21 protein-coding genes are annotated in these 10,414 nt (G+C 55.6%); all 21 read right to left on the bottom strand.

Annotation, left to right across the window (positions count from 1 at the left end; translation table 11 throughout):
* Nucleotides 1-102 precede the first annotated feature (102 nt).
* Complete coding sequence (locus WDZ78_RS23155) at nucleotides 103-1,362, bottom strand: site-specific integrase (RefSeq protein WP_425674394.1); 1,260 nt, start codon at nucleotides 1,360-1,362, stop codon at nucleotides 103-105.
* Nucleotides 1,350-1,601, bottom strand: a complete 252-nt coding sequence (locus WDZ78_RS23150; protein ID WP_425674393.1) for a winged helix-turn-helix domain-containing protein — start codon at nucleotides 1,599-1,601, stop codon at nucleotides 1,350-1,352. Before WDZ78_RS23150 ends, WDZ78_RS23155 begins: the two co-directional genes overlap by 13 nt.
* Before the next feature lie 49 nt (nucleotides 1,602-1,650).
* Entirely contained in the window at nucleotides 1,651-1,827 is a 177-nt protein-coding gene (locus WDZ78_RS23145; protein WP_425674392.1) for a hypothetical protein, read from the bottom strand.
* A complete protein-coding gene (locus tag WDZ78_RS23140; RefSeq protein WP_425674391.1) occupies nucleotides 1,811-2,119 on the bottom strand; it encodes a hypothetical protein in 309 nt (102 codons plus the stop codon). Before WDZ78_RS23140 ends, WDZ78_RS23145 begins: the two co-directional genes overlap by 17 nt.
* Nucleotides 2,119-2,592, bottom strand: a complete 474-nt coding sequence (locus WDZ78_RS23135; RefSeq protein ID WP_425674390.1) for a hypothetical protein — start codon at nucleotides 2,590-2,592, stop codon at nucleotides 2,119-2,121. Before WDZ78_RS23135 ends, WDZ78_RS23140 begins: the two co-directional genes overlap by 1 nt.
* A gap of 166 nt (nucleotides 2,593-2,758) precedes the next feature.
* The gene (locus WDZ78_RS23130; protein ID WP_425674389.1) at nucleotides 2,759-3,280 is read right to left on the bottom strand and encodes a hypothetical protein; all 522 of its coding nucleotides are present in this window, start codon (nucleotides 3,278-3,280) and stop codon (nucleotides 2,759-2,761) included.
* On the bottom strand, nucleotides 3,270-3,854 hold the full coding sequence (locus WDZ78_RS23125) for a hypothetical protein (protein WP_425674388.1): 585 nt from the start codon (nucleotides 3,852-3,854) through the stop codon (nucleotides 3,270-3,272). Before WDZ78_RS23125 ends, WDZ78_RS23130 begins: the two co-directional genes overlap by 11 nt.
* A 4-nt stretch (nucleotides 3,855-3,858) precedes the next feature.
* The gene (locus WDZ78_RS23120; RefSeq protein ID WP_425674387.1) at nucleotides 3,859-4,980 is read right to left on the bottom strand and encodes an AAA family ATPase; all 1,122 of its coding nucleotides are present in this window, start codon (nucleotides 4,978-4,980) and stop codon (nucleotides 3,859-3,861) included.
* A complete protein-coding gene (locus WDZ78_RS23115) occupies nucleotides 4,980-5,513 on the bottom strand; it encodes a hypothetical protein (protein ID WP_425674386.1) in 534 nt (177 codons plus the stop codon). Before WDZ78_RS23115 ends, WDZ78_RS23120 begins: the two co-directional genes overlap by 1 nt.
* A complete protein-coding gene (locus WDZ78_RS23110; protein WP_425674385.1) occupies nucleotides 5,507-6,568 on the bottom strand; it encodes a PD-(D/E)XK nuclease-like domain-containing protein in 1,062 nt (353 codons plus the stop codon). The genes WDZ78_RS23115 and WDZ78_RS23110 overlap by 7 nt, the downstream gene beginning before the upstream one ends.
* On the bottom strand, nucleotides 6,568-6,876 hold the full coding sequence (locus WDZ78_RS23105; protein WP_425674384.1) for a hypothetical protein: 309 nt from the start codon (nucleotides 6,874-6,876) through the stop codon (nucleotides 6,568-6,570). Before WDZ78_RS23105 ends, WDZ78_RS23110 begins: the two co-directional genes overlap by 1 nt.
* A gap of 239 nt (nucleotides 6,877-7,115) precedes the next feature.
* On the bottom strand, nucleotides 7,116-7,634 hold the full coding sequence (locus WDZ78_RS23100; RefSeq protein WP_425674383.1) for a hypothetical protein: 519 nt from the start codon (nucleotides 7,632-7,634) through the stop codon (nucleotides 7,116-7,118).
* Nucleotides 7,635-7,657: 23 nt separating this feature from the next.
* Nucleotides 7,658-8,203, bottom strand: coding sequence for a hypothetical protein (locus WDZ78_RS23095; protein ID WP_425674382.1), 546 nt, complete (start codon nucleotides 8,201-8,203; stop codon nucleotides 7,658-7,660).
* Between the two features lie 36 nt (nucleotides 8,204-8,239).
* Entirely contained in the window at nucleotides 8,240-8,497 is a 258-nt protein-coding gene (locus WDZ78_RS23090) for a hypothetical protein (RefSeq protein ID WP_425674381.1), read from the bottom strand.
* Nucleotides 8,497-8,679, bottom strand: a complete 183-nt coding sequence (locus WDZ78_RS23085; RefSeq protein WP_425674380.1) for a hypothetical protein — start codon at nucleotides 8,677-8,679, stop codon at nucleotides 8,497-8,499. The genes WDZ78_RS23090 and WDZ78_RS23085 overlap by 1 nt, the downstream gene beginning before the upstream one ends.
* A 14-nt stretch (nucleotides 8,680-8,693) precedes the next feature.
* On the bottom strand, nucleotides 8,694-8,882 hold the full coding sequence (locus WDZ78_RS23080; RefSeq protein WP_425674379.1) for a hypothetical protein: 189 nt from the start codon (nucleotides 8,880-8,882) through the stop codon (nucleotides 8,694-8,696).
* A gap of 5 nt (nucleotides 8,883-8,887) precedes the next feature.
* A complete protein-coding gene (locus WDZ78_RS23075; protein WP_425674378.1) occupies nucleotides 8,888-9,142 on the bottom strand; it encodes a hypothetical protein in 255 nt (84 codons plus the stop codon).
* 58 nt (nucleotides 9,143-9,200) lie between these two features.
* Complete coding sequence (locus WDZ78_RS23070) at nucleotides 9,201-9,773, bottom strand: hypothetical protein (protein ID WP_425674377.1); 573 nt, start codon at nucleotides 9,771-9,773, stop codon at nucleotides 9,201-9,203.
* Nucleotides 9,773-9,925, bottom strand: coding sequence for a hypothetical protein (locus WDZ78_RS23065; RefSeq protein WP_425674376.1), 153 nt, complete (start codon nucleotides 9,923-9,925; stop codon nucleotides 9,773-9,775). Before WDZ78_RS23065 ends, WDZ78_RS23070 begins: the two co-directional genes overlap by 1 nt.
* A 63-nt stretch (nucleotides 9,926-9,988) precedes the next feature.
* On the bottom strand, nucleotides 9,989-10,207 hold the full coding sequence (locus WDZ78_RS23060) for a hypothetical protein (RefSeq protein WP_425674375.1): 219 nt from the start codon (nucleotides 10,205-10,207) through the stop codon (nucleotides 9,989-9,991).
* A 2-nt stretch (nucleotides 10,208-10,209) separates the two neighbouring features.
* Nucleotides 10,210-10,356, bottom strand: a complete 147-nt coding sequence (locus WDZ78_RS23055) for a hypothetical protein (RefSeq protein ID WP_425674373.1) — start codon at nucleotides 10,354-10,356, stop codon at nucleotides 10,210-10,212.
* Between the last annotated feature and the right edge of the window lie 58 nt (nucleotides 10,357-10,414).

Raw genomic sequence — 10,414 nt, 5'->3', positions numbered from 1 at the left:
GCGGGTTCGAACCCTGCCGGGGGCACCAGTAAAATCAATCACTTAAGCGACGATTTGATGGCTGAACGTTCTTCGCGTTCCAGCCGCGTTCCTCAGTCTTGTTTACGCCCCGTTCTTGTCGTTGCGCGCTGCTACGCGCAGCTTTGCGACTTGGCGCGTCTTTTCCAGCGTAGTGCGGTTATACCGCTGCGTGGTCTGGGCGTTTTTATGGTTGGCGTGATGGCGCAGATGTTCAAGGTCGGCACCAGCATCGGAGCCTTCGGTTACACCACCGGCACGGCTGTCGCGGTTCCACACTGATTTCGGAATGCCTGCCTCCGTTGCCAGTGCACGCCAGACATCAGCGAAGTGACGACGGCGGTAGGGCAGTCCGGTTGCTTCGCATTTGATCATGGGGCCGATCCGGTTCGACGCCGGGAACAGCTCGAGCATTTTCTGCAGGAATGGGTATTCCTTCGTGTCGTGTTCGGCCGTGACATCATCAACCTTCGTCGTCTGCTTACGCAGGATGCCATTCTGATCGAGGTTCGCCCAGGTGAGGCCGTCACGCCAGCGCTGGCCACGGTCAAGGATGCCGCCGCCGGTCTGGTCTGCGTTCTTCTCCCAGATGCCGATAACGTCGACCTGTCGCAGCGTCAGCTCGAACTGCAACGCCTGCGCCAGCGCCATTGAGTGCATGCCCTTGGCAATCGCCAGATCGCAGATCGCCTGCACCTGTTCGAAGGTTATCGTTTCCGTGCGAGCCTTCGGGACAGGGAAGCGCATTTCTTCCAGCACGTTCTTGAGCCGGTAGCATTCGGAGATATCCGAGACGACGCCGAACCCGATCACGATGCGCAACACCTGCATGCACTGGTAGGCGCGGCGTGGGCGCTCCGGGTTCGGCGGAAGGATGATTCCGTTCGCCTTTGCCGCGGCGCGTTTCTTTGCCTGCTTCTCGGTGTCCTCGGCGGGCGCTCGCAGATATGCGAACCATTCCTTGATATCGAGGCCGGTCACCTTGTCGAGACGACGCATGCCGCAGGACTCGTTCAGAATGTCGAGGGCATAGTCGTACATCTCGCGGGTCTTCGGACTGATGTCGAAATAGCCCGATGCTTTGTTGGTCCGGTACATGCGGATCAACGAACGCAGCGTGCGGTCGTATTGAACTGGCGCATTGATTCCCTTCTCGGCAAGCCACTGCTTCAGCTCGGATGTGAGCGCGCGGCACTTCGCTTCGATCTCTTCCATCGATCCGTGCACGCGCACGGTTTTCAGCGGGAAATCACCCGCCTTTTTCGAGACGGCCGACGCCACCCAATAATAGGCGGTCGTTCCGTCCTTCCGTGGCCTGCTTTTCAGGCCGGTTATCGTTTCCATGGTTCTACCTCATCACGCGCCGGAATGGCGCTATCCGATCCTGACGCGAGTCCAGCCCGTCGATCAAGAAAAGCCTGAATGGCCGGCCAGTAGCGGCGATCTGCAAAGAGTGGGTCCGGCTGAGGAAACCCGATCCTCTGCAACGCTGGCAGCGCGTTTTTGAACTGGTCGGTATTGAGGCCAATGCGCTTTGCGATCTCTGACTCGGTTAGAAACAGGGTGTCGTTTTTCGCCGTCATCCCTCGCTCCTTTCAAGCTCCGCTCGGCCGGCGTCGGTGACATATGCCATCAGTTCACCTCGCTCTTGGCGCGGGCAGGCCCTGTGCCATCCTCATATTCGGACAGATCGTAGCCATAGCGCTGGAATTCGAGAATGTGCTTGGCGCGCTCCAGATTGTCGTCGCATCCCCATTCGTCCAGAGCATCGAGGAATTCAGCAAGCTTTTGCTCAAGACTGTCCGTCATCTGAAATCCCTCCCTGAACGATTGAGAATTTTCGCTTCCTTTTGATGAACGAGACGTACATCCAGCCATCGGTTCTGTCGTAATGGCCATCGAGGTCATAACCCATAGCTTGGGCCATACGTTTGAAGACTTCGATATTTTCGGAGTGCGTCGGCGGTTCGGTTGCTCCGCCAATCAATTCATCACCCGAAAGCATGCGCTGCCAGATCATGCCGGCTTCAAAGCCGTTGACGAAGCTTTCGCTCTCATCGGTGAACGGGACGAGACAGTGAAACTCGGAATCTGTGTCCATCACCGCTCCTCCGATTGCAGGGCCATCGTCGGTTCAACATTTACGCCAGTGAACTCCCAATACCCCGCAAGTTCCACAAGGCCAAAATCTCCAATCTGGGGCGGGTTCCATGAAAACTCTGCCCAAACATGATCGCCTTCGCCAAAGCCAAGGCTCTCTGCATGACGAATGATCGCCTCTGCATCATCGCTATCGAGATCGGCATCAGGGATGTCGACGGATCGTGGGAACGATTGGATGACGTGCGAGCCATGCTCGTTTCGTCCATCGAGAAACAGGACGCAAAAAGGCTTCCTCAAAAACTCCAGCGCCTTAGCCCTTGCCTCAGCCTCTGCGGCTTCGGCAAATTCACGTTCTGCCATGATAGCGCGGGCAATAGGAGATGCCATTTCGTCCAGTGTCCCGTAGGTGTTCGCCACCTCTGCAAACACAACTCGAGCAGTATTCATCACGTCTTCTGGGATGTCGCACATCCGTCAGCCCTCCTGCTTTGCGGGTGCTGCGGGTTTCATGATGTCACGAAGACGACCGGCAAATTTTTCGCTAACATCGGCAACAATCTTAGCAACCTTCTCAGCGCCACACGTGCAAAACTCTGGTTGCGCGCGGAAACGTGTGCATGGGCAAAGGTCATCATGCTTAATCGCGGCCATGTGCGACCTCCTTAAAAGCATCCCACAGACCATTTCCTATGATAAATTCATCGCGACGCTCGACCATTCGCCGCAACCTTTCTGCCTCGCACCCCGCCACGTCCTGCACCTGTGCGGTGAGGGCGGAGAGAATTTCGCTTTTGTGCTCACGGGCAAGATGAAATGCCGACGAGGACATGATCATCTTGCTCGTATCGGCAGAGAGTGAAAGCATGTCCTTCTCATCGGGATCCGCGCAGCGGAAAGCTTCTGTGCGTTTGCGGTCGTGATCTTCGCAGGCATCCACCAGACGATTGAACCACTCCAGCGCGCCCCAATTATCCACGTTGCTCGAAAAGAAACGCATCGGGCTTTCGTCAGCCTTCACAGCCACGGATGGCTCCGCAGCGGACAGGGCTGCTTCAATGTCGCTGAATTTTATATCCCAGAATGCGTCTCCGCCTTCGGGTGCGTGTTCGATAACTGCTTTTGCCAGTTTAACCAGCGTGTTGCTTTCTTCACTCTGCATGGTGTTCGCCTCCTGTGCTGGCGAGGGCGGTGCGGGCGGTACGAAACTGATTTTCCGTCAGGACGTAGCGACCGTTGGCGTCTTCGTCTTCATTCTCGTAGACATTGATCGGGTCGATTTCGGCAAACGGCTTCAAAGCTGCTTCAAGCACCTTCACGCGCTCCTCTATCTGTCGGCGGGAGTAGACGGGCTTGGACAGCGCCAGTTCCGTTTCGAGACGGAGGATTTCGCCCTTGGCTGCTTCGACGTATTCACGGACCGGTTTAGCACCCTGCCAGTTGGCCGGTTCGCCTTTTCCGCCGCTGATGATCTGGTAGATTTCGTTGACGGTGGCATTCGCACCGCGAGCTTCCATGGAGTGAATCTGGGCTTCCTGCTTCAGCCGGTCGGCCAGATTGCGCAGTTCCTCGTTATCGCGCTGCAAGCTTTCGAGGGTGGGTGAAACGGCATCAATTATTTTCGTGATGAACCCATGAACTTCAGATTCAACATCACATTCTTCATCCGTAAAATACAAAAGCCCTTCGTCAATGGATTTTGCTATCGCCTTCTTGATCTCTTCCAATGCGGTCATGACATCACCCGTCGATCACTGTTGAAACGTAAGTGGCGGTGGCATCGTCGTCGGCGTCACCGTTTAGGCGTGAGCGGTGGGCGATGAACACCTTCTGCGCGCTGTCGATCGTCGCCTGTCCCTTGAACTTGGGCTTATACTTCGTATGCACCGCGACCATCGCATCCTTGTCGGCCGTCGTGGCAAGGGCTGCATGGTATTCCCACAGCAACACGGAATCATGGGCGGGGGCCGACGCTTGGGAGGGGGTGTCGGCCCCCGTTTCGACCTGTTGGTCCGCTACAGGTCGTTTCTGTGATGGTGACTGCTCACCGCGCGCCCAGGCACCGAGACGTTCACCTGTCTCGACCGAAACCTGTTTCCCCGGCTCGAAGAACTGCGAATAGGGAGGGTTGAGCTTGCCGTAAAACTGGTTGCCCTGCATGAGCGGCACACCCTTGGCATCTGGCGTAACCATAAACGAGATCGTCAGATCGTAGAGCATGTTCTTTTCGCAGATCGGTTGCCAGCCTACATTCTGCACCGTCATGCGCTTCTTGCCGCGATCATCCGTCACCTCAACCGGTTTCGTTACCTCGTTGGCGCGGAAGCAGAAGATGACGTGCGCGCGGACTTGGCGCAGGTTCTTCATAAGGTGCTGCTTATGCTCGGCTTTCGGCACGGCCCAAGCCGGGAAATTGTACTTGTGCAGCTCCCAATCCTGAAATTCCTCATATGGCTTTTTCGCCAAACGGGCCATTTCGGAAATGTGCATGTCATGAAGACCGCCGATTCCTTCCCATTCGTCAGAGGCGGAATCCACTACGACAACCTTTGCGCCGATCCGGATTGCCTCGTTAATGGAATCCCAAATGGCGCGCGGGCTGAAGGGTGGGCGCATGTCGAGATACTTGACGCGGAACAGAAATTCCTTGCGCAGCTCGGCCTTTGAGCGCTTGTCACCGGAAGTCGGGAAATAGTGACGGGCTCTGCCGCCCTCGGTGTCGATAAATGCGACTTCGCCATCGTCGCCGGCCAAGCCTTCAGCGATCAGGAGCGCCGTGACAGTCTTGCCGGAGCCGGATGCACCAGCAATGCCGATGATGAGGGACGTGTCGTCGCGCACGCCGTCTGTGTAGTTGGTCATTATGATCTTCCGTGATTTTGATGAAAGCCATAAAGGCGCTCTGCCTGCTTCCGCGCGGCGACAGCATCCTCAAGTTTTTCGAAATGCCCCAGATGAACCCGCTCACCGTCAGAGCGGATGGATGCGCGCCATTTCCCTGATGGCGAATACCAATCGACTCCGGTGTGGTCGGACTTGTTGCGAGCCTGGCGCTTCTGGTTCTTCGTGTTTGCGTCCTGATCGGTGTGGCGAAGGTTACCGATCCCGTCGCCAGCCTCGATGCCATTTTCATGATCAACGGCGAGAGGAAGGACGCCGAAGACGTAGAGCCAGATCAGGCGGTGGCGGAGGTGGAGCTTTCCGTCGAAATGGATTTCGCGATACCCGCGCTTGTTCGTTGAGCCAGCTTCTTTTCCAGCGAACCGAGTGTTCCACGACTTGCATGCTCTCTCGGAATTGAACGCAGACACGGGGCGTTCTTTCCAGAACATAAGCCCACGGTTTGGGAACACGACGAAAAGCTCGTCCAAGCGATCTTTGGTGAGCATCAGCATGGATCCGTTATAGGCGTCGGGCGATATGGTTGGGTTTCGTAGAAGGGCATCGGGTCATGTCCGAGTCCCTGCAGGTGCGGGTCCTCGATCTCTTTCGAGGTCCACCGCGTATCGACATAGGCTGGCATTTCAGCGGTGACGATCTCTCCCGGATATCCCGGCCACCAGTTTTCGGCATGGCACTTGCGCCACATCAGGAAGGCGGCCGATGCCATCTTCTCGCCGATTACACGTCCGGCGGCGTCGACACGCGCGACAGTGATTTCATAGGGCGGCTCTTGCTCCTGCATGATGAACAGGAAGTCGAGGCGCATTTCGTGTCTGTCGATTTGCGGCAGGAGTGCGCGGATTCCTCGACGATAGAACGCATCCTGAAAATGATAGTTGTTGTTGTAGATCGCGCGCTGCACGGCGTCCGGTGCCACGCTCAATTCCGTGGTTTTGTAATCGAGGATCGTCACCAGCTTTGGCGCGAGGTTGAGGCGGTCCATTCTGGCGCGCGCCCACTTATCGCCGCAGCGGTCAATCCATGCCGCCGTGACTTCATTGAACACAACTGCGCTCGGGTCCGGGTCGACGATAGAGCGGATGGCCGGATGCTCGTTATCAATCAGCACGGCGCGGGCCTTCTCGACCATTGCTGTTGCTGTCTCGAAGTCCTTTTCCAGCAGCGGAATGCCGCCACGCTCCTGCACCTCGGCGCGGTGTGCACGCGCGCCGCCGGTCTTGAAGTCGGGATATTTCAGCACGGCGATTTCTGTCTGCTGCCCGAGCAACATGGCATGTGTCGCGCTGCCGATATCGCGTGTGCGGCTATTGGTTTCCGGCGTTTCGTCCTGCGCAGTCATCCGCGGATGTGCAGCTCGGGCGTGACGCGGCGATTCCAAGATCAGCTTTTCAGCAATCGACCGGCTCAAGCTGGGCGTCGGTGCCGGATCACCATGATAAGCCTTCTCGCTCATCCGGTAGATGCCTGGTACCGTGATCGTCTCGGAGTGGATGAGGTTCAATCCATCCGCTTCTTGTGTGTTGGTGGTGGAGAAAGCGGAGGGCATCACGAGCGGCCTTCCAGTTCAGAAAGGATCTGGTCGCGCGCGATCTGGATGTCGTTACGGCAGCTCGCGATAGACGTGGCAACGATATCCGGCGTTGACAGCCGCATGTATGACGACATCACTGCCATCGCTTGGCTATGGCCTTCGCAGCTACCTGCGAACCCGACGTCAATCCTTACTGATACGTTTCCATCGTCTTTTCCGCTCAGTTGAACCCCATAGTTCTCAAGCCAGCTTAGAGCCGCAGACTGTCGCTCGATAGTCGCGACGGCAGTTCGAATGCGCTGGGTGTCAATTTTATCTGCCATTATTCCTGCCCCTTTATATCTCGGGTTACTCTGACAAAGCCGGTGGGTTGGTTAGGAGGCCGCGCGAGGGAGTGTTCCCATGAGGTAGCAATTCCAATTCAGGCTTGCTTTTTCCCAGAAACTCCGCGCTTCCGTTTCGTCATCGAAGACGGCCAAATCCATCTGAGGATCATCGAACAGAACCAAGAATTGCCTTTTTGGCTGGTCTGCCGGTTGGCACCAGATTTCTTGATGTTCTGTCATGACTGGTGCGCCTCGCAATCGCGTTCAGCATCAGCATCCCGGACCGCCCACCATTTCGGGCACATGCCAGCGGCGGCATCATCGGCACTTTTTGCCATCTTCCGACCGCAGTCAGGGCATGCCGGTTTGGATGCGCGGTCTAGGCGGTCTATCTCCGCAAGAATGAAAGCAGCCGCCTTTTCGAGGTTTCTCCTACGATTGGTAGGCTTCCAAAAAGAGGCGTGGAACGGCCAGTTTTTTGGGGCAGCAGGCTCGCCAATGGCAAGCTTGACCGCCTCGCGGGTCGTTTCAACTTCTTTTTCTGAAATGGAATTGCGAGCATCCACGACAGCCGCATATTTCTTCCTCGGCGGGTAATGATCTGGCGCAGTGTAGGTCACTCCAGCAAGAGCGTAACAAGCTGCGGCTCCGGCCAACTCGCCCTTTTCGTGAGCGTCATCATGTTCCGAAGACCATCCTTCGACGTCTATCTGACGCTTGCGTTCGGCTATTACGTCTTCAATTGCCTTGCTCATCTTCATCTCCCGCTGTGCTGTGGTTACTTGGTGGGGGAGACGGCAAGTTTGCCGTCGATGACGCCAGCGCTTGTTGCGATCATTGAGGGAGCCCAGCCGACATTGACAAAGCGATATGCGCGCTCTTTTCCCCATCCGCTGACACCTGGAGTTCCGCCCCAAAGACGGTCCCAATCAGGCTCAATGCAACGCTTCTGATCCCAGAAATCGCCATTATCAGCGAGGTAGTCGGCAAGTTCTTCCTTGGTGGAGAACGGCGGCGAAACTGGTGTACCTTCGCTCACTGTTTCCCAAAGCTGGAACCATGTCGCTTCATCGTCGCTCCAAGGACGGTAATACTCTCGGGAAGGCGGCTGCACGTCCCACTCCCAGAATTCATATCCTTCAGGACGGTCCTCAAAGTAATCAGGGCGCTCTCCAGATTCCCACTTGAGGAACCCCGCCTTCCATTCTCCTGCTGCGGTGGAGAACGTTTCATCGTACATCGGTTGAAGCCGTTCGCGCCCGTACACGTCTCTCGACACCGGATGTTCCCAATTTGGAGGAACCATTCTGATTTCACGTCCCATTTCCCTATCCCTTGTCTGAAGCCCTATGCGGGGCGGCTATTCGGCGGACGGCTCGTTGTGGAGCGCCTCGCGCACAATTGTGAGAAGTCGCATCTCGTCGTTGGGAATGAAGCCTTCCTGATCGCAATCGGCGTCAGCGCGACCGTCGAAATAGTCTTCGCAATCGACCAAGACGGCGATCAAAGCAGCTATGCGCTTTTTCAGTTCGATTTCTTTTGCCGTCTCGGCTTTGGTGAACTGGCTCAATTCGAGGAAAAGACGATCGAGCGTTGAAGTATCCTTGATGTACGACACTAATTGATCCCCTCGTTGATCTCTTTCGCAATAGTAATGGCTTCTATCTCGCTATTGCATTCTCTAATTAAAACGAAATTGTAGTCCCAAATCTGATGCAATATTCTATCCGCGTCTTTTTCATCGGCAGGCCCGTCCCCTTCTGCAGTTACTGGCATTTTGACGTAGAATACTGAGTTCATCGTCACTCTCTCTCTTAGATGTATTTTGGAGCTGCTCGTAGTACCTTCAGAATCTTTACTGCTTCCTCATGTGAATAGTGCTTCCACTCCCAAACCAGTTTCCCAGATTTGAAAAAGATACTTTTGCTCTCAATAGAAAAGTTGCCTTCCCCACGAGCCTCCATCAAAGCCGCATCAATGCCGCTAATCTTGTGATTGTTCATAGTCATCACTCCGCCGCTTCCAGACGACCGATGACGGCGCCGTGGACGATGGGGTTGGAAACACGAATGGCGTAAGAAGCCGGATCAGCGTGGGTGGCATAGCGCTCGAACTTGACGACCTCGCCGCCGAATTCTTCGGCATCGTCATGCGCCTGACCTTCGCTGCGATACTCAAACACGTCGCATTCGTCGGTCGTGAACTCGGTTCCGTTGAAAACACGGGCACCGTCTTCAATTCTGTATCGAGTTACCCATGCCATTTGCTCATCCTCAGTGGTTGAGATCGAATTGGATATCCGCCCGGAGACGGATGCCGACTTAAGCCTTGACAGGGGCCGCGAAGAGCTTGGTACCGACTGCCAAAGTTGGTGGGTCGTTGAGGATTTCGATGATTGCCGTCTTACCGGGCTGGTTGTCGTTGATGACTACAGCAGCAGGAGTGGCGGCCTTGAATGTCTGCCAACCCTGCTCAACCTCCTGAGAAAATTCCTCGGTCATCTGGTCGAACAGTTCGGCATCGAGTACGGCCTGCTCATCGGTCAGAATTGCGATGACGAGATCTGAAAGCCCGTCTGCTGCCTTTTCCCTTGTCTCGACGTCATGCGGTTTCTGCAAGGTAGTCGCCAAAGACAGGAGCCGTTCCCTATCTTCCGGGTACGTGCTGAACGGGCGAATTTCATCTACCGGCGCATTGCCGTTAAATTCGCCGTCTCTGGTTATTCGGTGATCTAGAAATTCAATCCCAAGCTCGTGAGCGACCCTTTTCATGACCCTTGTGGTTTGTTCCGAGGCATCAGCCTGGAATGGGATGCCTGCTATCCAGACGCGGATCTGCTCAAAGCGCTTTCCATTTGAATTTTCAGAGTGCGCTATTCTGATCTGATCAATCATCACACCGCCTCCGAAACAGAACCGTCTTCGTAGCGGACTGCGTGATAGGTGCGCTTGCCATTTGGTCGGCGAAGCCTGATCTCAAAGCGGTTGTCGAAACCTGAGATTTTCTGCTCACCTACGACTTCGTAGAAAATTCCGTTTATCGACATCCGTCTCATCTCCGGTTCTTGTGGTGGCAGCGAGATCGGCGGGTGGCCGGTCGCTGGCGATGTTCAGTTGATTTGCTGGTGGTTGTCGTGAATCCAGTTCACGGCGGATTCCGCGTCCGGCAGGTAGCCGGCAGATGCCATTCCCTTGAAAGCAGGGACAAAACCGTTTGAGGCTTTGAATACGGTGCCGACAGAGCGGCCGATACGCACGTCACAAACCTGATGCGCTGATGCGTCTTTGTTTGCAGGGTGTGCGGCAAGTGCGATGATCTGATTGTCCATAATCAGACCCCCGCCGTGATGATGAAGCTGATTGAAAAGATGATCGCGCCCAGCAGGACGTTCTCAACTGCTTCGATGCGGATTGCCTGCCGTTCGGTCAGAAACTCGACGGCTTGTTCCTTGCAGGATTTGATGATTGCACGAGACATAGCGCTCTCCTTTGATGGAGAGCATTACACCTTAAAGAGTAATCGTTGTCAACACTAA

The sequence above is a fragment of the Agrobacterium sp. M50-1 genome (assembly GCF_049843495.1).
In the GTDB taxonomy this organism is placed as follows: domain Bacteria; phylum Pseudomonadota; class Alphaproteobacteria; order Rhizobiales; family Rhizobiaceae; genus Agrobacterium; species Agrobacterium radiobacter.
Note: the sequence above shows the minus strand (reverse complement) of the source record. Positions and strands in the feature narration are given on the sequence as shown.

Excerpts from the sequence above, each read along its gene's own strand:
- WDZ78_RS23100 (WP_425674383.1), bottom strand. The coding sequence starts at position 7,634 with ATGAGCAAGGCAATTGAAGACGTAATAGCCGAACGCAAGCGTCAGATA.
- WDZ78_RS23095 (WP_425674382.1), bottom strand. The coding sequence starts at position 8,203 with ATGGGACGTGAAATCAGAATGGTTCCTCCAAATTGGGAACATCCGGTG.
- WDZ78_RS23105 (WP_425674384.1), bottom strand. The coding sequence starts at position 6,876 with ATGGCAGATAAAATTGACACCCAGCGCATTCGAACTGCCGTCGCGACT.
- WDZ78_RS23080 (WP_425674379.1), bottom strand. The coding sequence starts at position 8,882 with ATGAACAATCACAAGATTAGCGGCATTGATGCGGCTTTGATGGAGGCT.
- WDZ78_RS23140 (WP_425674391.1), bottom strand. The coding sequence starts at position 2,119 with ATGGACACAGATTCCGAGTTTCACTGTCTCGTCCCGTTCACCGATGAG.
- WDZ78_RS23085 (WP_425674380.1), bottom strand. The coding sequence starts at position 8,679 with ATGAACTCAGTATTCTACGTCAAAATGCCAGTAACTGCAGAAGGGGAC.
- WDZ78_RS23155 (WP_425674394.1), bottom strand. The coding sequence starts at position 1,362 with ATGGAAACGATAACCGGCCTGAAAAGCAGGCCACGGAAGGACGGAACG.
- WDZ78_RS23115 (WP_425674386.1), bottom strand. The coding sequence starts at position 5,513 with ATGCTGATGCTCACCAAAGATCGCTTGGACGAGCTTTTCGTCGTGTTC.
- WDZ78_RS23055 (WP_425674373.1), bottom strand. The coding sequence starts at position 10,356 with ATGTCTCGTGCAATCATCAAATCCTGCAAGGAACAAGCCGTCGAGTTT.
- WDZ78_RS23065 (WP_425674376.1), bottom strand. The coding sequence starts at position 9,925 with ATGTCGATAAACGGAATTTTCTACGAAGTCGTAGGTGAGCAGAAAATC.
- WDZ78_RS23110 (WP_425674385.1), bottom strand. The coding sequence starts at position 6,568 with ATGCCCTCCGCTTTCTCCACCACCAACACACAAGAAGCGGATGGATTG.
- WDZ78_RS23060 (WP_425674375.1), bottom strand. The coding sequence starts at position 10,207 with ATGGACAATCAGATCATCGCACTTGCCGCACACCCTGCAAACAAAGAC.
- WDZ78_RS23130 (WP_425674389.1), bottom strand. The coding sequence starts at position 3,280 with ATGCAGAGTGAAGAAAGCAACACGCTGGTTAAACTGGCAAAAGCAGTT.
- WDZ78_RS23125 (WP_425674388.1), bottom strand. The coding sequence starts at position 3,854 with ATGACCGCATTGGAAGAGATCAAGAAGGCGATAGCAAAATCCATTGAC.
- WDZ78_RS23145 (WP_425674392.1), bottom strand. The coding sequence starts at position 1,827 with ATGACGGACAGTCTTGAGCAAAAGCTTGCTGAATTCCTCGATGCTCTG.
- WDZ78_RS23075 (WP_425674378.1), bottom strand. The coding sequence starts at position 9,142 with ATGGCATGGGTAACTCGATACAGAATTGAAGACGGTGCCCGTGTTTTC.
- WDZ78_RS23135 (WP_425674390.1), bottom strand. The coding sequence starts at position 2,592 with ATGTGCGACATCCCAGAAGACGTGATGAATACTGCTCGAGTTGTGTTT.
- WDZ78_RS23070 (WP_425674377.1), bottom strand. The coding sequence starts at position 9,773 with ATGATTGATCAGATCAGAATAGCGCACTCTGAAAATTCAAATGGAAAG.
- WDZ78_RS23120 (WP_425674387.1), bottom strand. The coding sequence starts at position 4,980 with ATGACCAACTACACAGACGGCGTGCGCGACGACACGTCCCTCATCATC.
- WDZ78_RS23150 (WP_425674393.1), bottom strand. The coding sequence starts at position 1,601 with ATGACGGCGAAAAACGACACCCTGTTTCTAACCGAGTCAGAGATCGCA.